The sequence below is a fragment of the Amycolatopsis coloradensis genome, from assembly GCF_001953865.1.
Classification (GTDB): Bacteria; Actinomycetota; Actinomycetes; order Mycobacteriales; family Pseudonocardiaceae; genus Amycolatopsis; species Amycolatopsis coloradensis.
On the sequence record NZ_MQUQ01000012.1, the window covers coordinates 111,134 to 130,532 of the forward strand.

17 protein-coding genes are annotated in these 19,399 nt (G+C 69.7%); 7 read left to right on the forward strand and 10 right to left on the reverse strand.

Going from position 1 to position 19,399, the window contains the following annotated elements:
• Positions 1-120 precede the first annotated feature (120 nt).
• Positions 121-1,677 carry a glutamine-hydrolyzing GMP synthase gene (gene guaA, locus BS329_RS21720; protein WP_076163071.1) on the forward strand — a complete coding sequence of 519 codons (1,557 nt, stop codon included), beginning with the start codon at positions 121-123 and terminating at the stop codon, positions 1,675-1,677.
• A 159-nt stretch (positions 1,678-1,836) separates the two neighbouring features.
• Here guaA and BS329_RS21725 read toward each other — a convergent pair whose 3' ends face one another.
• A complete protein-coding gene (locus BS329_RS21725) occupies positions 1,837-2,082 on the reverse strand; it encodes a hypothetical protein (RefSeq protein ID WP_076163072.1) in 246 nt (81 codons plus the stop codon).
• A complete protein-coding gene (locus tag BS329_RS21730; RefSeq protein WP_076163073.1) occupies positions 2,075-3,346 on the reverse strand; it encodes a PspC domain-containing protein in 1,272 nt (423 codons plus the stop codon). Before BS329_RS21730 ends, BS329_RS21725 begins: the two co-directional genes overlap by 8 nt.
• Before the next feature lie 110 nt (positions 3,347-3,456).
• On the opposite strand from BS329_RS21730, the gene BS329_RS21735 reads away from it, so the two are divergent.
• Genes BS329_RS21735 through BS329_RS21745 form a run of 3 tightly spaced genes read left to right on the forward strand, consistent with a single transcriptional unit; the run spans position 3,457 to position 5,897 of the window.
• Entirely contained in the window at positions 3,457-4,812 is a 1,356-nt protein-coding gene (locus BS329_RS21735) for an ATP-binding protein (RefSeq protein ID WP_076163074.1), read from the forward strand.
• A gap of 41 nt (positions 4,813-4,853) precedes the next feature.
• Positions 4,854-5,528 carry a response regulator gene (locus BS329_RS21740; RefSeq protein WP_076163075.1) on the forward strand — a complete coding sequence of 225 codons (675 nt, stop codon included), beginning with the start codon at positions 4,854-4,856 and terminating at the stop codon, positions 5,526-5,528.
• Entirely contained in the window at positions 5,529-5,897 is a 369-nt protein-coding gene (locus tag BS329_RS21745) for a DUF4345 domain-containing protein (RefSeq protein ID WP_076163076.1), read from the forward strand.
• Positions 5,898-6,073: 176 nt separating this feature from the next.
• Here BS329_RS21745 and BS329_RS21750 read toward each other — a convergent pair whose 3' ends face one another.
• Entirely contained in the window at positions 6,074-7,012 is a 939-nt protein-coding gene (locus BS329_RS21750) for a DMT family transporter (RefSeq protein ID WP_076163077.1), read from the reverse strand.
• A gap of 101 nt (positions 7,013-7,113) precedes the next feature.
• On the opposite strand from BS329_RS21750, the gene BS329_RS21755 reads away from it, so the two are divergent.
• Both BS329_RS21755 and BS329_RS21760 read left to right on the forward strand, forming a co-directional pair.
• Entirely contained in the window at positions 7,114-8,013 is a 900-nt protein-coding gene (locus BS329_RS21755; RefSeq protein ID WP_076163078.1) for a LysR family transcriptional regulator, read from the forward strand.
• A 118-nt stretch (positions 8,014-8,131) separates the two neighbouring features.
• On the forward strand, positions 8,132-8,800 hold the full coding sequence (locus BS329_RS21760; RefSeq protein ID WP_076163079.1) for an alpha/beta hydrolase: 669 nt from the start codon (positions 8,132-8,134) through the stop codon (positions 8,798-8,800).
• Between the two features lie 51 nt (positions 8,801-8,851).
• Here the strand turns inward: BS329_RS21760 and BS329_RS21765 are convergent, their stop codons facing one another.
• From BS329_RS21765 to BS329_RS21795, 7 genes are all read right to left on the reverse strand, one after another.
• Complete coding sequence (locus BS329_RS21765; protein WP_076163080.1) at positions 8,852-9,886, reverse strand: serine/threonine-protein kinase; 1,035 nt, start codon at positions 9,884-9,886, stop codon at positions 8,852-8,854.
• Positions 9,887-9,899: 13 nt separating this feature from the next.
• Entirely contained in the window at positions 9,900-11,513 is a 1,614-nt protein-coding gene (locus tag BS329_RS21770) for a serine/threonine-protein kinase (protein ID WP_076163081.1), read from the reverse strand.
• A gap of 219 nt (positions 11,514-11,732) precedes the next feature.
• Complete coding sequence (locus BS329_RS21775) at positions 11,733-12,578, reverse strand: TrbL/VirB6 family protein (protein WP_076163082.1); 846 nt, start codon at positions 12,576-12,578, stop codon at positions 11,733-11,735.
• A gap of 255 nt (positions 12,579-12,833) precedes the next feature.
• Positions 12,834-14,084, reverse strand: coding sequence for a hypothetical protein (locus tag BS329_RS21780; RefSeq protein ID WP_244197247.1), 1,251 nt, complete (start codon positions 14,082-14,084; stop codon positions 12,834-12,836).
• A gap of 337 nt (positions 14,085-14,421) precedes the next feature.
• Positions 14,422-14,727, reverse strand: a complete 306-nt coding sequence (locus tag BS329_RS21785) for a hypothetical protein (RefSeq protein ID WP_076163084.1) — start codon at positions 14,725-14,727, stop codon at positions 14,422-14,424.
• A 731-nt stretch (positions 14,728-15,458) separates the two neighbouring features.
• Entirely contained in the window at positions 15,459-15,734 is a 276-nt protein-coding gene (locus tag BS329_RS21790) for a chorismate mutase (protein WP_076163085.1), read from the reverse strand.
• 170 nt (positions 15,735-15,904) lie between these two features.
• Positions 15,905-16,324 (reverse strand): DUF1707 SHOCT-like domain-containing protein, encoded by a 420-nt coding sequence (locus BS329_RS21795; protein ID WP_076163086.1) that lies wholly within the window; start codon positions 16,322-16,324, stop codon positions 15,905-15,907.
• Between the two features lie 90 nt (positions 16,325-16,414).
• Here BS329_RS21795 and pcrA point away from each other — a divergent pair, with 90 nt between their 5' ends.
• The gene (gene pcrA, locus BS329_RS21800; protein ID WP_076163087.1) at positions 16,415-18,823 is read left to right on the forward strand and encodes a DNA helicase PcrA; all 2,409 of its coding nucleotides are present in this window, start codon (positions 16,415-16,417) and stop codon (positions 18,821-18,823) included.
• The last annotated feature ends 576 nt before the right edge of the window (positions 18,824-19,399 follow it).

Consider the following 19,399-nt stretch of genomic DNA (forward strand, 5'->3'; position numbering starts at 1 on the left):
GACGGTAGGGCTCCTGGCGGTCAGCCGCCGTCCTGAATCGTGAGGGGGTTGGCGGTGAGGTGACCCGGCCCACCTGGGACGATGGTGGAGAAGCGTACTGCTCTGATCTGGAGGTTTCAGGTGCCCAGTCCCACCGGTCCGGTACTCGTCGTGGACTTCGGGGCGCAGTACGCGCAACTGATCGCGCGCCGCGTGCGCGAGGCGCAGGTCTACTCCGAGGTCGTCCCGCACACCGCCACCACCGAGGACATCCTCGCCAAGGACCCCGCCGCGATCATCCTTTCCGGTGGTCCTTCCAGCGTGTACGCGGAGAACGCCCCCGCGCTCGCCCCCGGGCTGGTCGACGCGGGCGTGCCGATCCTCGGTATCTGCTACGGCCACCAGGTGCTCGCGCAGGCCCTCGGCGGCACGGTCGAGCCGACCGGGATCCGCGAGTTCGGCCGCACCGAGGTCCGCGTCACCGGCGAAGGCGGCGTCCTGCACGCCGGCCTCCCCGGCAGCCAGCCCGCCTGGATGAGCCACAACGACAGCGTCACCAAGGCCCCCGAGGGCGCCACCGTGACCGCGTCGAGCGACGGTGCCGCCGTCGCCGGGTTCGAAGACGTCGAGCGCCGCTTCGCCGGCGTCCAGTACCACCCCGAGGTGCATCACTCGCCGCACGGCCAAGAGGTGCTGCGCCGCTTCCTGCACGACATCGCGGGCCTCCGGCCGCAGTGGACGACGTCGTCCATCGTCGACGACCAGGTCAAGCGCATCGCCGAGCAGGTCGGCGACGGCCGGGCGATCTGCGGGCTGTCCGGCGGTGTCGATTCGGCGGTGGCGGCCGCGCTGGTCCAGCGCGCCATCGGCGAGCGGCTGACCTGCGTGTTCGTCGACCACGGTCTGCTGCGCTCCGGTGAGCGCACCCAGGTCGAACGCGATTTCGTCGCCGCGACCGGGGTCAACCTGGTGACCGTCGACGCGCGTGAGCGCTTCCTCGACGCGCTGGCCGGGGTCACCGACCCCGAGGAGAAGCGCAAGATCATCGGCCGCGAGTTCATCCGCGTGTTCGAGCAGGCCGAGCGCGACCTCAAGGCCGAGGGCGACTACAAGTTCCTGGTCCAGGGCACGCTGTACCCGGACGTCGTCGAGTCCGGCGGTGGTGAGGGCGCGGCGAACATCAAGAGCCACCACAACGTCGGCGGGCTGCCCGACGACCTGCAGTTCGAGCTGGTCGAGCCGCTGCGCCTGCTGTTCAAGGACGAGGTGCGGCGCGTCGGGCTGGAACTCGGGCTGCCGGAGACGATCGTGCAGCGTCAGCCGTTCCCCGGGCCGGGACTCGGCATCCGGATCATCGGCGCCGTCGACGCCGAGCGGCTCGAGACGCTGCGCGCGGCCGACGCGATCGCGCGCGAGGAACTCACCGCGGCCGGGCTGGACGGCGAGATCTGGCAGTGCCCGGTGGTGCTGCTGGCCGACGTCCGCAGTGTCGGCGTCCAGGGCGACGGGCGGACTTACGGGCACCCGATCGTGCTGCGGCCGGTGTCGTCCGAGGACGCGATGACCGCGGACTGGACGCGGCTGCCCTACGAGGTGCTGGAGCGGATCTCGACCCGCATCACCAACGAGGTCGCCGAGGTGAACCGAGTGGTCCTGGACGTCACGTCCAAGCCGCCGGGCACCATCGAGTGGGAGTGACCCGCGCCGCCCCGACCTGCGTTTAGCCCCCTAATCGTGATCTGCCGCCCTCGGGCACCGGATCACGATTAGGGGGCTGAAGTCGCCGCGCTCGCGCAAGGCGAAGGCCCCGGCGAGGGGCCGGGGCCTTCGGAGTGGAGTGGATCGTGAGCGGCGCCGCTAGCGGCGGCTCTTGCGCACCGAAGCGGCGAGAAGCAGGACACCGACGAAGATCGCCCCGCCCGCCATGACCCATCGGAAGTCGAATCGCGGGAGCCACGAGGAGCCGTCCGAGAGGACGTATCCCGACACCAGCAGCGTCGCGATCCCGACGATCAAGGTGAAGACGTCCACCCCGCGCTTCGCGGGCTGAGCCGACTGAGCCGATCGCGTGCTGTCGTAGTTGTCGTAGTCGTACTCAGCCACGACGCACCTCCACGTTTCCGACACCGTTCTTGACCTGCAAGACGATCTTCTGGCCGGTGCTGCCCGCCGAGGTGAAGTCGACGGTGTCCTCGCCGACTCCCGAGCGGGACTGGCCGAGGCAGTCGACGTCGCCCGCGCCGGTCTCGCAGGTGACCTTCACTTCCGCACCCGCCGGCACGAGCACAGTCGAGTTACCCGCGCCGTTGGAGACCTTCGTGGTCACCGGCGTCCCCGCGGGCAGTTTGGTCAGGTCGAGGTCGATGTTCCCCGCCGAACGGTGGTACTCCGGCAGCACCTCGGACGCCGCGCTCGGCGTCGCGCTCAGGTCGCCGACACCGCCCTTGACGGAGAAGTTCTCGAACGGGACCGTCGTCAGCGCCATCCCGACGATCGCCAGCGGCACCGCCAGCCCGATCAGCCCACGACCGCCCCGGACGAACGAACCGGCGACCAGCCCGATGCCGACCACAGCCAGGGTGAGCCCGACGACGTGCTGCACGGTGAACCACGCCTCGCCGTCCAGGCCCAGCACGGTGCCGACCCCGGCGACCAGCGCGGCGATCCCGAAGGTCGCGGCGCCGATCTTCGACTTCCGGCCACGAAGCGCCGGTGGCGCGGGAGGTGGCGGAGGGGACTGCGGCGGCAGGCCGCCGGACGGCGAAGAAGCGTTCGGCAGGTCCCAGGCGGACGGGTCGGCCGCGAGCGGGTCCCAGCCGCCTTCGGTCGCCGTCGAGGCCGGGGTCGCCGCGGACGCCATCGAGAACGCGGCGGTCGGATGTGCCGGAGCGGGCATCACCGGCCGGTTGAACTGACCGCGGTTGCGGTGCAACAAGTACAGCGCGACCGCCATCAGCGCGAAACCGATCAGCCCGGTGCCGTCGGTCAGCCAGCCACCGCTCAGGGTCCAGCTGAGACCGGGGAACAGCAGGATCAGCAGCAGCACCGCGAACGCGGGCGAACTCGACGCCCTGCCCCGGCCGATCAGGCCCTCGAACGCGGAAACGCTGTCGCCCTCCTGCGGCAGGAACAGCCAGCCCAGCAGATAGACGAAGACGCCGAAGCCGCCGAACACGGTCGCCGCGACCAGCGCGACGCGAACCACGGTCGGGTCGATGCCGTACCGGTAGCCGATCCCGGCGGCGACGCCGGCGAACTTACGGCCGTGTGCCGGGCGAACCGGCCTGCTCCGCCAGAAATCCTTGACGGTGTGTTCGAAGCCGGCGGCCGGGCCGCGCTTCGGTGTGTGTGTCTCACTCCCACTCATGCCACAAAGAATGCGCCCCGGCGACCCCAGCCACATCCGGGAACGCCCCTGAGTTTTCCCCCACCGGGAAGAGTCAGGGGTTTCCCCGATGGATCAGTACCGCACTCCATGTGACCATGGGGAACGTGCAGGAATCCGCCCCCAACGACCTCGCCGAGCAGGTGAAGCCGACGATCATCGAGCGCACTCCGGTGCCCGTGCCCGGCAGCCTGTCGCCGGCGCCGTTCGAGCCGCCCAAGATGTACCGGCGCCGCTCCGGCCGCGCCATCGCGGGTGTCGCCGCCGGCCTCGCCGACCACCTCGGCGTCAAGGTGCTCTGGGTCCGGACCGCGTTCGCGTTGCTGGCCGCGCTGAACGGCATCGGCCTCCTCGCGTACGGCCTGCTCTGGGTCTTCGTCCAGCAGCAGACCGGTGACGTCGAGCCGGAGAAGGCCGCGCCGAAGGAGAAGCAGCAGGCTTTCGGCCTGATGGCGCTGGGTGTCGGCCTCGCCGTCGCCAGCGGCACGTTGACCGGCCTGATCAGCGGCTGGGTCGCCATCCCGCTGGCGCTGGCCATGATCGGTGCGGCGGTCGTCTGGCGGGAGGCCGACGAGTCGCAGCGGAGGCGCTGGCGCCTCGGCGCGAAGGGCAGTGTCGCCGGGGCCTTCCTCGGTGGCGGTGGCTGGTCGGCCGCGGTCCGCGTCGTCGCCGGTGTCGCGCTGGTGATGACCGGTATCGGCGTCGTGGTCTTGCAGAGCGGCAGTATCGACCAGGTCAAGTTCGCGCTGGTCGCGGTGATCGCGACGTTGTTCGGGGTGGCCGTGCTGACCGTCCCGTTCTGGCTGCGCCTGGTCCGCGACCTCTCCGACGAGCGCACCGCCCGCGTCCGGACCGACGAACGCGCCGAGATCGCCGCACACCTGCACGACTCGGTCCTGCAGACGCTCGCGCTGATCCAGAAGCAGGCGGAATCACCGCGTGAGGTCGCCAGGCTCGCGCGCGGTCAGGAACGTGAACTGCGCGGCTGGCTGTACGGGCCGACGGGGTACGGGAAGAGCCAGAAGACCGAAGAGGAAGCGATCAGCGGGCAGCTGTCCGAGGTGCTCGCGGCCGCGTGCGGCGAGGTCGAGGACGCGTTCGCGATTTCGGTGCAGCAGGTCGTCGTGGGGGAGGCCACGCTGAACGAGCCGCTGACCGCGCTGGTCCAAGCGGCCCGCGAAGCGATCGTCAACGCCGCCAAGCACGCGGGCGTCGAAGAAGTCTCCGTGTATGCCGAGGTCGAGCCGACTTCGGTGACGGTTTTCGTGCGCGACCGGGGCAAGGGGTTCGACCCCGACGTCGTGCCGGGAGATCGGCACGGTCTCGCCGATTCCATCCGGGGGAGGATGGAACGGCACGGGGGCAAGTGCAAGCTGCGTACCGCACCGGGTGAGGGAACCGAGGTCCAGCTGGAGATGCCGGTCAAGGCGGGGAAGGGCGCGGCGTGAGGTCGCTATGCTCACTCCGACAGGGCGAACGAGGGAGCATCGTGACGGAGAACCAGCAGACGCGGGAACCGGTCAAGGTCTTCCTCGTCGACGACCACGCGCTCTTCCGGGCAGGCGTGCGCACCGAACTGGACTCGATCACCGACGACGTGCGAGTGGTCGGTGAGGCGGGCTCGGTCGCCGAGGCGGTCGCGGGGATCGCGCGGACCAAACCGCAGGTCGTGCTGCTCGACGTGCATATGCCGGACGGCGGCGGCGCCGAGGTGCTGCGCCGGATCCGCCCGGAGTTGCCGGACGTCGTTTTCCTCGCGCTGTCGGTCTCCGACGCCGCGGAGGACGTGATTGCCGTGATCCGTGCCGGGGCGCGTGGTTACGTCACGAAGACGATCTCGTCGAAGGAACTCGTGCGCGCCGTCGTGCGGGTCTCCGACGGTGACGCGGTGTTCTCACCGCGGCTGGCCGGGTTCGTGCTCGACGCGTTCGCCGACCGGCCGGGTTCCGCGCCGATCAGCGACCCGGACCTCGACCTGCTGACCCCGCGGGAGCGCGACGTGCTGCGGCTGCTCGCGCGCGGGTACGCGTACAAGGAGATCGCGTCGGAGCTGTTCATCTCGGTGAAGACCGTCGAGACGCACGTGTCGAGCGTTCTGCGGAAGACGCAGCTTTCGAATCGGTACGAGCTTTCGCGCTGGGCTTCCGACCGGCGTCTCGTTTAGGTGGCGCCTGTTCTCATCGGCCTGGTGGCCGTGTTCTTCCTGGGGATGGGACTGCTGGGGCTCGCCGCGCCGGGGCGGCTGATCCGGCCGTTCGGGATCACGCTGGACTCCGCGACCGCGCGGACCGAGGTGCGTGCGGTCTACGGCGGTTTCGGGGTGGCGATCGCCGTGCTGCTCGGTTTCGCGGCCTTCGACGTCGGCGGGATCCAGCGGGGCGCCGCGATCGCGGTGGCCGTCGCGCTCGCCGGGATGGCGCTCGGGCGGCTGGTCGCCCGGTTCGCGGAGCGGCCCGAGCGGTTCTATCCGAGCTGGCTGTACTTCTGGGTGGAGCTGGTCATGGCCGCCCTGCTCGTCGTCTCCGCACTCTGACGCGTGTCGCCTTTAGCGGGCTAATCGCGATCCGGAGATCGTGGCGACTTTCGCGGGCTAATCGCGATCCGGTGAGCCCCCAGGCCCCGCCGCGTCGCACTTAGCCCGCGAAAGTCGCCGCGCCGGTCCAGGGAGGTGCCTGGCGGGCGGAGCGCGATCAGCCCGCTAAACGCGGGTCAGGGCGCCTCCCTGGCGGTCGCGAGGGGCCGCTCCACCACCGGGGCGGTAGCAAAGGTCCCCCGCTCCCTCGGGCGCAGCCGGGTCAGCGCGACGCCGCCCAGCACGACGACCATCCCCGCGATCACCCGGAAGTTCAGCGGCTCGGCCAGGAACACCGCCCCCAGCAGCACCGAAACCACCGGCAGCAGATACCCGACGATCGACGCCGCGACGGCGCCTTCACTCGCGAGGAGCTGGTAGTTCAGCGCGAACGCGATCCCGGTCGACCCGATCCCCAGTACCACGACCGCGACGACGGCGCCGGTGCTCAGACGCACCGGTTCGAAGCCACCCATCGGCATCGCCAGCAGCAGGAACCCGGTCGCGAGCAGCATCTGCCCGCCCGCCAGCGACATCGGCGAGTCGCCGGTGCCGGTCAGGTACTTGCCCTCGTAGACGAACGCGAACCCGTAACTCGCGGCCGCCGCGAGACATGCCAGCGCACCCCAGCTGAGCAGCCCGGAGGCTTCCCACGGCGCGAAGATCAACAGGATCCCGGCGAGGCCGGCGATCAGCCCGGTGACCCGCAGCGCGGTCATCTTCGTCCGCGTGCCCAGCATCGGCGCGGCCAGCAGCACCCAGAGCGGCGTCGTCGAGTTCAGCACCCCGGTGATCCCCGAGTCGACGGTCAGCTCACCCCACGCGAACAGCAGGAACGGCAGCGCGTTGTGGAAGAACGCCGCGACGGCGAGGTGCCCCCAGATCCGCCGTCCCGTCGGCAGCCGGTCCCGGCCGAAATAGCAGAGCCCGATCAGCACCGCCGCGCCGAGCACCACCCGCGCCAGCACCAGCTGCACCGGGGAGAACGCGCCCAGCCCCAGTTTGATCCAGAAGAAACTCGATCCCCACATGAGCGCCAGCGCGCCGATCCGCAGCAGGGTCTTCGTCTCGCCCACCCAGTCCTCCTTAAGTACCGGCTCAGCTTCACCGCGCCGACGCGTAAGGACAAGCGAAAATAACTGCAGGGAGTCTTAAGAAGAACTGTAAGATTCCGACCATGCTGGACGTCCGCCGCATGCAGGTCCTCCGAGCCGTGATCAGCAGCGGTTCGATCACCGCCGCCGCCAGGAACCTCGGTTACACACCTTCCGCGATCAGCCAGCAATTGTCCACGCTGGAAAGGGAAGCGGGTGTCGAGTTGCTCGAACGCGTCGGACGCGGCGTGCGGCCGACACCCGCCGGTTCGCTGTTGTCCGAACACGCGGAAACGCTGAGCACCCAGCTCGCCAAGGCTGAGGCCGCGCTCACCGAACTCAAGGAAGGCCGCACCGGCAGGCTCGCGATCCGCTACTTCGCCACGGCCGGTGCCTCGCTGGTGCCCTTGGCCGTCGCCGCGCTGCGCCGGGACTTCCCCGGTGTCCGGCTCGACCTGAAACTGGTCGAGCCCGACGATTCGATGCCCGAGATCGAGTCGGGCGAGGCCGACGTCGCGATGATCGTCCTCCCGACGGCCATGCCCCGGGTCAAGGGTGTCGAGTACGTGCATCTTCTCGACGACCCGTACCGCGCGATCCTGCCGAAGAACCACCGGCTCGCCCGCAAACGCGTCCTCGATCTCGGCGAACTCGCGGAGGATCCGTGGGTCGGCGTGGACGGTCTGCCCGGCGCCTGCCGCGACATCCTGCTCGACGCCTGCGGCGCGGCCGGATTCGCCCCGAACCACGTCGTCGAATCCGAGGACTACCAGACGGCGCAAGGGTTCGTGGCCGCCGGGCTCGGGGTCGCGCTGATCCCGGAACTCGGCCTCGGCGCCCCGCACCCCGGCGTCGCCATCCGCAAGGTCCGCCGTCCCGACCCGGTGCGTTCCATCCACGCCGCCGTTGCCGCCCACGCCAGGGAACACCCCGCGGTGCGCCGGTTCCTCAGCGCGATCGGTGAAGCGGCGAAAGCGGCCTGACCGGACAGGCAACCGGGACTGATCAGGAGGGCACGAAAACCGGCTGAGCTTGAACAGCCGGGCCGGCGGTCGACAACCTGGCGGGGAAGCCACGAATCCCGCCGGCGAAAGGACTTCCGTGCGTCCCCTGATCATCCTGCACGGCTCTTGGCACCAGCCAGCCCATTTCGACGACGTCGCCGAACGCCTGCGCAGGGAGGGCGTCGAGGTCATCGTCCCCGACATAGGCGCGCGCCCGGTCGCCGAGTCCACCCGGATCGTCCAGGAGATCGTCGACCAAGCGGCCGAACCACCGGTGGTGCTCGGGCACTCCTACGGGGGAGTGATCGCCGGCGGGCTCCAGGGGGTCTCGTACCTGATCCTCCTGGCCGCGATCGTCAGCGAACCCGGTGAGACCGCTCAGTACTGGATCGAGCGCGTCAAGGAGGAAACCGGCCGTGAACCCGAGTCGCTGCCCTTGATCTTCGACGACGCGGGCATGACCCACCTCGACCGCACCGCCGTCCGCGAAGCCCTTTACGCCGACTGCTCGGACGCCGTCGCGGAGCGCGCCACGGCGTTGCTGCGTCCGGAGCCCGTCACGATCTTCGACGAGTCGCCTGAGGGCGCGGCCTGGAAGGACACTCCGAACACCTACATCATCTGCACCGAAGACCGGGCGCTGGCACCGGAAATGGTCGCCCATTTCGCCGCGCGCTGCGAGACGAGGGTGACCTGGCGGGCGAGCCACAGCCCGTTCCTCAGCCGTCCTGTCGAACTGACGACCCTGGTCCGGGAGCGGCTCTGACCCGGATCCCGCTCCGCCGCCACCCTCAACGGACAGGCTGTGCCTGGCTGTTCAGATCAGGAACAGCTCCGCGAACAGCGCGCCGATGAGGATCGCCGCCACCACCGCGCCCGCCGTGATCAGCCACTTCCGGGTGTCGGATGCTTTCGCCGCGGCGGGAGCGGGCGCGTACTGCTGTTGCTGTTGCGGCGGTGCGAACTGCTGCGGCGGCTGGTGCTGCGGGAACGGTGGAACCGGCTGCTGCGGCGCCTGCTGCATCGGCATCGGTACCGGCATCGAGGCGGGCATCGTCGGCATGGCGGGCGCGGTCGGCGGGATGAACGCCGTCTGCCGCCCCTCGGTGATCGCGCCCAGCGAGCGGACGGTGTCGGCCATCGTCGGCCGCACGTCCGGCTCGGCTCGCAGCATCTTGCGCAGCGCACCGGCCAGCGGACCGGCGGTCTGCGGCGGCCGTTCCGAAGACTCGCCGTCCTCTCCGAACGGCGGCACGCCTTCGACGGCCGTGTACAGCGTCGCGCCCAGCGAGAACACGTCGGACGCCGACGTCGCCGGTTCCCCGCGCGCCACTTCGGGCGCCCGGTACGCCGGAGTCGCCCCGCCACCGGTGATGCCGATGTCGGTGAGCTTCACGCCGCCGTCGTCGGCCAGCAGCACCGTGCCCGGCTCGACGGTCCGGTGTACCACCCCGGCCTCGTGCATCGCGGCCAGCGCGCGGCCGAGCATGATGCCCAGCGCCGCGGCCTGTTCCGGGGTCAGCCTGCCGTGTTCGGCCAGGAAGGTCGCCATCCCGCGTGACGGGATGTACTCCATCACCAGCCACACGTCCGGCCCGTCGGGCAGCACGTCGTAGACCTTGATGGCGGTGGCGTGCTCGAACTTGGCCGCGTCCTTGCCCTCTTGGATGACGACGGCCTTGGCCTGCTCCGCCCGGTCCGGCGGCAGGCCGACGGGCAGGTACATGCGCTTCATCGCGACTGTGCGCAGCAGGCGGGTGTCGAACGCCAGCCACACGATGCCCGCCCGGCCACGCCCGATGGGCTGGTCCAGGCGGTACCGGCCGCCGACGATGGAACCTTCAGAACTCAATTGCAGCCTCGGATCATGCTCCGGCCGGGGTCGAGACCGGTGGTGTCGGTGTGTCGGACGGAGTGGGTGTCGGCGTCTTCGTCGGAGTCGGCGTGGGGGTCGGCTTCGGGGTCGGCTTCGGTGTGGTCGGCCGATCCGGCTCGTCCGTCTGAGTCGCCTTCGTCGAAGTCTTCTTCGGCGAAGACGCCGTCTCCTTGGGCGGCTCGGCCGATTGCGTCTCCGTCGGCGATTCCGTGGTCTCGGGAGCCGAAGACGTCGCCGACGGGGGCGGCTTCGTCGAGGAGTTCCCCACCTGCGCGGGCGACTCCGGGTTGTTCGGGCTCAGCAGCCAGAAACCCAGCGCGGCCAGCGCCACGACCACGACACCGCCGATGATCGCGGGCTTCTTCCACGCGCCGGGCTTCTCGTCGTCATCCTCGTTCACCGGGCTGGTCTTCGCCCGGGTGGGCGGCGGCGGGGGAGGCGGCGGCGGGTCGTCGTAATGGTCGTCGTAGTCGCCCGCGGGCACCGGGACGGCGCGCGTGGGCGTCGGGCCGCCCGGGTTGCCACGTTCGGACAGCAACGCCGTCTCGTCGTAGTTGTCGTACCCGTCGTAGTCCTCTTCCGGGTACCTGGACGCGGCCGGCTGGTGGAAGTCGTCCTCGTCGTCGTAGTACGGACCCGCGGCGGCCTGCTCGTCGAGGAGCGAGCCCGAGTGCCCGGCGGCTTCGCTGTCGAGGGCCTGGGTCGCCCCGGCACCCGCGAGCGCGCCCGCGACGGGGGCGGCGAGCACGGTGTCGTCCGAGGGACCGCCCAGCGGCGTTTCACCCCGTGCGACAGCGGCGAGGAGTTCTTCGCATTCTTCGGCGGTGGGCCGGTGCCGGATCTCCGGGTGCAGCAGCACGGCCAGCACGCTGGCGAGCGGGCCGGACTGGCGCGGCGGGATGATCTGCCCCGCCGCGACCGCGTGCAGCAGGCTCAGCGTGTTCTCGCTGAGGCCGAACGGCGGCTGGCCTTCGCAGGCCGCGTAGAGCGTCGAGCCGAGCGAGAAGACGTCGGACTCGGGGCCCGGGTCTCCGCCGATGGCCACCTCGGGCGCCAGGTAGGCGGGGGTTCCGGCGATCATCCCGGTCTTCGTGACCGTGACGTCGTCCTTGGCCCGCGAGATGCCGAAGTCGGTGATCTTCACGGTGCCGTTGGGCGCCAGCAGGATGTTGCCGGGTTTGATGTCCCGGTGCACGATGCCGACCGCGTGCGCCTCGGTCAGCGCCGCCGCGACCTGCGCGCCGATCCTGGCCACCTCGATCGGTGGCAGCGTCCGGTGCTCCTGCAACTCCTGGGCGAGACTGGTGGAGTTCAGGTATTCCATGATCAGGCACGGCTGCCCGTTGTCGTCGGTGACGACGTCGAACACCGAGATGGCGTTCGGGTGGTGCAGCCGGGCCGCGATCCGGCCTTCACGCATCGTGCGCTGGCGGGCGTCCTCGGCGTCGTGAGCCTCGAGGCCGGGCTGCAGCAGCAACTGCTTGATCGCCACCGTGCGGCCGAGTACCTCGTCGTGCGCTTGCCAGACGGCACCCATCGCGCCCGTGCCGATCCGCCCGGCGATGCGATATCGACCGGCGACCAGGCGACCCTCGTCGCTCACGCGACCTCCCTTTGGGCTCCGTCTTCACGTCGCGGAGTGGTCCGCGCACGCGGTGCGGCCTTCAGCGCGCCACAGCGTTGGAGCGTATGCACATGTAGTGGTCTGTGTGCCGGCTTTTCCGAGACCGACTCGTGACAAGGCTAGGCCCTCACTCTGCGCACACACACGCGGTACGCTCCGATCGCCCTGGGTAGAGGGCTGTTTCACGCCGGGTGTCCGTCACATGTGCTGCGCGGACAGCAGCCGGGCGTCGGTGATCAGACCCGTCGTCTCGTCGGCGAATTCCAGCACCTGCGTGACCCGCACCAGGCCGCCGTCCGGATTGCGCATGGTCACCACGGCGAGGACCGTGCCGTCGGCCTGCTCCCGGATGTCCTGGATCTGGATGGCGTCCATGGCGCTCCACGCCTGGATCAGCCTGCCGGCTTCGGAGCCGGCCAGCACCGGCGTGAGCAGCGACATCGCGCCGTAGGGGTCGGCGTCGACGGTCCGGTAGAACTTCCGGACCGCGTCGATCTTGCCCTCGGCCGTGCTGATCGCGGCCGGTTTGGCGACCGACTGCGAACTGGTGCCACTGGTCGCCGAACCCGGCCGCGGGACCGAACCCGCGCCGGTGCCCGAAGGCGGCTGGGCCGTCGTGCTGGTGCCCGGCGACGACGTCGGCGCCGCCTGCTTCTGCCGCGGTTCGGCGGCGTCCGGGACGGCGAGCCCGCCGAGCGCGGCGGCTCCGCTCATCACCTCGGGCGCTGCGGCGCCCGGCACCGGACCCTGCCGCTGGGCGCCCGCGAGCACGCCCGCGGTGACGACGGCGCCCGCGACCAGCAGCCCGGCGGCGACCAGGCCTGCCAGCTTGGCCCTCCGGGCGGCGCGGCTTTCCGGCTCCTCTTCGGGCTCGGGCCGCGGCGACGGCTCTTCACGGGTGCGGGCGGGAACGAACTTCTGCGGCTCGCGGAAGACCTGCTCGAGGTACTCGCGGTCGACGCGGGTGTCGTTCAGGATCTCTTCCGGGATGACGTCCTCGACACGTACGGCGTCCTCACGCCGTATGCGCTGTCGATCAAGCACGAAATTCCTCGCTCTGGTCCGGGGCAGGCGCTGGGCCGTTCGGCCGGCGCCTTCGGTCCGCGCGGCCGTCTTCTGAACGGTGCGGACCCTGCTGTCGTCAGGTAACCCTGTGGAGACGGTCCGCGGCCAGGCTCTATCGCCGGAATGCCGTCGCGATACGACGAACGGCAGCTTAGGTCACCCACCCGGAGCAGGGACAGCCGCTCGCCGCACCGCACGTGCAGAGGAACAAGACACTTGCACGTGCGAGGACACCTACATGCCGTCGTCGATGATCTTGTTGTCGTCACCGAAGGTCAGCGTGCGCTGCTCCATGGTCTTCGTCCCGTCTTTGTGAGTGACCTCGACGGTGTTGACCGTGACGCCGCGGCGCTGGTCGATGCTGACCTTCTTCACCTCAAAGTAGGCGACGTCGGCGTAGCGCTCACGGAGGCCCTGCGCGCCTTCTTCGCGCAGGCCGCCGGAGGTGACGGAGGAGGCTTCGTGGGGGTCGGTGGTCACGGTGTTGAGGAAGACTTCGGAGTTATCGCCCATCGCCTGCGCGTCCGGCTGCGACGCGTACCAGGGGGCCGTCGTGGTGGTGCGGTCGGCGGGCATGACCGGCGGCTTGTGCGGCCGGTCGCTCGACGACGGGGCGGGCCGACCGCTCGTGACCGGTCCGCCCGAGCCGGGCCGCGACCCGCTGGTATCGGCGGTCTCGCTGTCGGAGGAGGAGGTGCCCGAATTGGCGGAACTGCGGTCGTCCTGGGTGGCGGAGTCGGTCGCGGAACCGGACGGGTTGCCCGCGGCGCCACCCTGTGGCGGAGTGGCCGGGTCGGCGGCGACGCCTTCGTTGGTCAGCGGGCTGCCGCCGCGGTAACCGGGCCAGCCGCCCTGGCTCTGCTGCTCCGGGGCGGGTTTGCCGACCAGGAACGAACCGGCGAACAGCAGGCCGACGACGACCAGCGCGGACGCGGCCGCGGCGAACCAGGCGGCCTTGCGCCAAGTCTTGGGCGGGGTCACCGAGGCGGGCACCGAACCGAGGTCGAAGGTGCTCAGGCCGTCGACCGGCGGGGCGAGGTAGACCCGGACGTCATCGTCGTCGAGCTCGGTCTCCACCGGTTCGGGGCGGCGGGGGGCGGGCGCGGCCAGTGTCACCTTCGTGCGCTGGGCGGCCTTCGCACGCCGTTCTTCGGCGGAAGGCCGGACGGGTTCGGTGAACGAGACCTCGACGTGGGCCAGGCGTTCCACGGGTACCTCGCGAGCGGGCTGGGGGAGCGGCAGGCTGCCGCTCGATGAGGCGTAGCCGGGGCTCGGTGCCCTCCTGTTCCGCGGTGGCGGCAGGGGAAGGGAACCGGTGGAGGGCGGGGCGAACTCGCTGTGCGCGTGATGCCCGTGCCCGGTCGGACGCTGCCGCCGCGGCGGCACGGGCGGGGTCCAGCCCTCGCTGCCGCCCGCCCGGTGGCGGCCCGAGTGCGCGGCGCCGTCCCGTCCGGTCCGTCCCTGGTGTTCCACCCAGCCGTTCATGTCCGAGCGACCCCCTCGCGGGCCGTCCCTGACGGCGATGTGACACCGGTTAAGCCGAACAGAGCAGCGGTTTCACGGGATCCCTCGCTTGCAGACTCCCGGGCACTCTCGTGAGCAAATGCACGCGCATGCGACTGTGGACGCGCGGGGCTCTCGCCCCCGCGCGTCGTTCGGGCATCGCCCGACCCAGACGCAAGGGTCCTCACGAGAGCCACACTAAAAGCTCGACACCCGCAAGTCTTCACCCACTCTGCAAGTTGCAGATGTTTCACTCGGTCGGGCGCGGCCGAACGGGCTTGGTGACGTAACGCGGTGCTGTTCGTGCAGGTGAGGGCGGTCAGTTACCGCTGCGGTACTTCTGCTGGGTCGATTGCAGGGCCTTGGTGGCCGTGATTCCGCTACCCGCTGCAAGCAAGATGGCGATGATGTCGAGCGTCGTTCCCCCACTAGTGAGCAACCAGGCGAACAGTGAGGCGGCAGTGGTACCCGCTGCGATCGGCCAACGCGACTTGACGTACTGCGCGATGGGCGTACCGCCCGCACGCTTACCCGCCGCATTGTTCAACATGGCGAGATACCCGAGATGGCCCAGCGCGGCGAGCACGCCGGCGATCGCGATCACGACGGCGATGAGGTTAATCATGTGTCCAGTTTGCCCTGTCGTGAGCCGCCGTGGCTCGGGGAACACCCTGAGTTTCACCTCACGGCACGCGATCGTGACGCTGGCGCTTCGCGTTTAGCGGGCTAGACGCGTTCCGAGTACGTGAAGTACATGAAGGGTCCCTTGCTTGCGTCAGGCGCAAGCAACTAGGCCTTCGCCACCTGCACGCCCCTGAACCACCGCACGGGGGTGGAAGCGGTCGTTTCGCGTTTAGCGGGCTAAACGCGCTCCGAGTACGTGAAGTACATGAAGGGTCCCTTGCTTGCGTCAGGCGCAAGCAACTAGGCCTTCGCCGCCCTGCGCGCCCCTGTACCACCGCAGGCGGGTGGAAGTGGTCGTTTCGCGTTTAGCGGGCTAGACGCGTTCCGAGTACGTGGAGTACATGAAGGTTCCCTTGCTTGCGTCAGGCGCAAGTAACTAGGCCTTCGCCGCCCTGCGCGCCCCTGTACCACCGCAGGCGGGTGGAAGTGGTCGTTTCGCGTTTAGCGGGCTAGACGCGTTCCGAGTACGTGAAGTACATGAAGGGCCCCTTGCTTGCGCCAGGCGCAAGTAACTAGGCCTTCGCCGCCCTGCGCGCCCCTGAACCACCGCAGGCGGGCGGGAGTGGTCGCTTCGCGTTTAGCGGGCTAAACGCGCTCCGGCGCCGCAGGAATCTGGGGCGCGCGTTTAGCGGGCTAAACGCGCTCCGGGCGCCGTGGACCTGGAAGCGGGGGTCAGCGGCCGAGCCTCCCCCGGCCCAGGTTCAGGAGCGCCATCGCCAGCTGCCGTCCCTCCGGCCCGAGTTCGCGGTAGCGCGCCAGCACGTCCATCTCGCGGTTGTAGACGATCCGGGTGCCGCCCGCCGCCATCCTGGCGGCGCCGATCGTCTTGGAGACCTCGACGCGGCGTTTCACCAGCCGCAGGATCTCGCCGTCGAGCCAGTCGATCTCCTGGCGGAGCTCACCGATCTCTTCGGCCGTGGCGGTGGGTTCTTCGGCTGTGGTGTCCATCGGGACCTCTCTTCGGTCCGGATTCCCTGCTGGCCCCCGGAACAGCGTAAAGCCCCGGGGTCCGAGGACTCCGGGGCTTCGGGTGATGGCAGTGAGGCACTATGCGATCACGGGAGCCGGAGTCCGGTTCCCGTAGAAAAATCGCATCGCGTGGTGCCGCATACCGATCATTATGCCACAGCGAAGCCGTCCTCCCGCTCGAAGCGGCGCCGTGCCCCACGGACACACGCGTGCACCAGGACGCTCATGGCCAGCCAGAACATCGGCATCGCCGGCCAGAAGAACGGCACCTCCGAAACCGTCCAGCGGACGATCAGCAGCACCGAAAGCACCACGGCGACCGCCAGGTGGACCCGCACCGCCGGATGCCCGAAGGCGGCCTGGCGCCGCTTCGGCGCGGGTTTCGGCAGATCCGAGGTGAGCGTGGCGAGTTCGTCCGTGTACTTGATGGAATACACGGCGCTGAGCCGGTCTTCTACTTCTTCGAGAGTGAGACGGCCTTCGCCACCGGCGGCCTGGATGAGCGAGGCGATCCGCTCGCGGTCGGTGTCGGCGGCCCTGAGCCGGGAGGGAATTCCGTTGGTGTCCATGGCATCCGATCCTCCGCCGCGAACACCGCACGCGCGTCGGACGGCAGGCGACAACAGCGCCTACGCCCGGCGCTGTAGCGTGGACCGGCGATGAACACCCTCTTCGATCTCCCAGCGGACGGCCCGGCCAAGCCACGGCACGCGGACCTGCTCGACGACCTGAACCCGGCGCAGCGCGAGGCCGTGACCCACGCGGGCGCGCCGCTGCTGGTCGTCGCGGGCGCGGGTTCGGGCAAGACCAGGGTGCTGACCAGGCGGATCGCGTACCTGCTCGCCGAGCGGGACGTGCATCCCGGCCAGATCATGGCGATCACGTTCACCAACAAGGCGGCCGCGGAGATGCGGGAGCGGGTGAGCGACCTCGTCGGCCGCCGCGCCAACGCCATGTGGGTGTCGACGTTCCACTCCATGTGCGTGCGGATCCTGCGCCGTGAGGCCAAAACGCTGGAGATGTCGTCGAGTTTCTCCATCTACGACTCGGACGACACGAAGCGGCTCATCACGCTCGTCGCCCGTGATCTCGACATCGACCCCAAGCGGTACGCCCCGCGCACCCTCGCCGTGCACATCTCGAACCTCAAGAACGAGCTGATCGACCCGGACACAGCGGTCGCCGACGCGGGCAACGATCTCGAACGCCGGGTCGCCGAGGTCTACGTCGAGTACCAGCGGCGGCTGAACCAGGCCAACGCGTTCGACTTCGACGACCTCATCATGCGGACGGTCGAACTCCTGCAGACCTTCCCGGACGTCGCCGAGTACTACCGGCGGCGGTTCCGGCACGTACTGGTCGACGAGTACCAGGACACGAACCACGCGCAGTACACGCTGATCCGCGAACTGGTCGGCACCGAGGCGAACGAGGCCGGGATCGACCCGGCCGAGCTGTGTGTCGTGGGTGACGCGGACCAGTCGATCTACGCTTTCCGCGGCGCGACCATCCGCAACATCGAGGAATTCGAACGCGACTTCCCGAACGCGCGGACCGTGCTGCTGGAACAGAACTACCGCTCGACCCAGACGATCCTGTCGGTGGCGAACGCGGTCATCGCGCGCAACCCCAACAGGCGCGCGAAGCGGCTGTGGACCGATTCCGGCGACGGCGAGAAGATCGTCGGCTACGTCGCGGACAACGAGCACGACGAGGCGGCGTTCGTCGCGGGTGAGATCGACGCGCTGGCGGACAAGGGCGAAGCGGACTACTCCGACGTCGCGGTCTTCTACCGCACCAACAACCAGTCGCGCGTCTTCGAAGAGATCTTCATCCGCCTCGGCCTGCCCTACAAGGTCGTCGGCGGCGTGCGGTTCTACGAACGGCGCGAGGTCCGGGACATGCTGGCGTATCTGAGGGTGCTGGCGAACCCGGAGGACACGGTGAGCCTGCGCCGCGTCCTGAACGTCCCCAAACGCGGCATCGGCGATCGCGCCGAAGCGGTCATCGCGACGTACGCCGAGCGGGAGCGCATCTCGTTCGCGCAAGCGTTGCGCGGCGCCGTCAACGGTGAGGTGCCGCTGCTGAACCCGCGTAGCGCCAAGGCCATCACCGGTTTCGTCGAGCTGCTGGACGAACTCGGCGAAATCGCCGAGAGCGGCGCCGAAGTCGCCGACATCCTCGAAGCGGTCCTGGAGCGCACGGGCTATCGGGTGGAACTCGAGGAGTCCGACGACCCGCAGGACGCCTCGCGGGTGGAGAACCTGACGGAACTCGTCACCGTCGCGCGGGAATTCACCGAGTTCACCGCCGAGGTCGCCGGTCCGGACGGCGAACTCCCAGAGGCGGACCCAGGCGTGCCGGAACCGGGTTCGCTGCCCGCGTTCCTGGAGCGGGTCTCGCTGGTGGCGGACGCGGACTCGATTCCCGCGGCCGACGGCGGCGATGACGGCGACGGGCACGACGCGGGTGTGGTCACGCTGATGACCGTGCACACCGCGAAGGGCCTCGAGTACCCCGTCGTCTTCTGTACCGGTTGGGAAGACGGGATCTTCCCGCATATGCGCGCGCTCGGTGACCCGACCGAACTGGCCGAGGAACGCCGTCTCGCCTACGTCGCGATCACGCGTGCCAGGAAGCGGCTGTACGTCTCCCGCTCGATGGTGCGCTCAGCCTGGGGCCAGCCGCAGATGAACCCGGCTTCGCGGTTCCTCGACGAACTTCCCGCCGAACTGGTCGATTGGCGCAGGCTCGCGCCGTCGTCGTCCTCCGGCGGGTTCGGTTCGTCGGGCGGTTCGCCGCGGGCCGCGACGACCTGGGGAAGTCGTGGTGGCGGCTCCGCGTCGCCGTCGAGGTCGACGGGTACGAGCCCGTTCGGCAAGGGCTGGAAGGACACCGTCGCGCTCAAGCTCGACGTCGGCGACAGGGTCAGCCACGACAAGTACGGGCTCGGGACCGTCCTCGCCTGCGACGGAGCGGGCCCGCGAGCCACCGCGACGATCGACTTCGGCGCCGCCGGCAAGGTGCGGCTGATGCTCATCGGCAGCGTGCCGATGGTCAAACTTTAACTCTGACCTGCGGTTTCGCCGCCGCGTCCGAAAACTGTCGGACCCCTCCCGTATACCTGTGCCATCGAACACGAGTTCGATGCGCTGGGGTATGCCGGGCAGGCCGGCGTCCCCCGATCAGGGAGGGGGCGCACGGTGTGGACGGGGTCCTGTTTGGGGTTCTCGCCGCTGGGGTACTTGAGTACTTGCGGGGTGTTGAAGAAGGGGCGGGGCCGGATCGGGGTCCGGAACCGCCGGAAGTGCTCAGGCTGGTCGCGGCCTGGCGCGCGTTACTGCGGATGCACGAACCGGACGGGGTCGGACGGTGTGTCGTATGCGGGCACGCGCGGCGATGGTTGTTCGGGCCGCGGTCAGCCGGGTACCGGGATTCTTCCCGGGGAGTGTTCGTCGGATGGCCGCCGGTCAGACGGCGCCCGGCAGGGCTCTGCACGGTGTGGCAGGTGGCCGTGGGGTACTTCGTCCGAAGACCGCGCGACGGCATCGTATGAGGCTCTTGAAGGCCTGGAAAACCGAACTCGCTCCACCGCGAAGGACCTACGACGTTCCCTTGTGCCCGAAACGGGCGGAGCGGAGGTC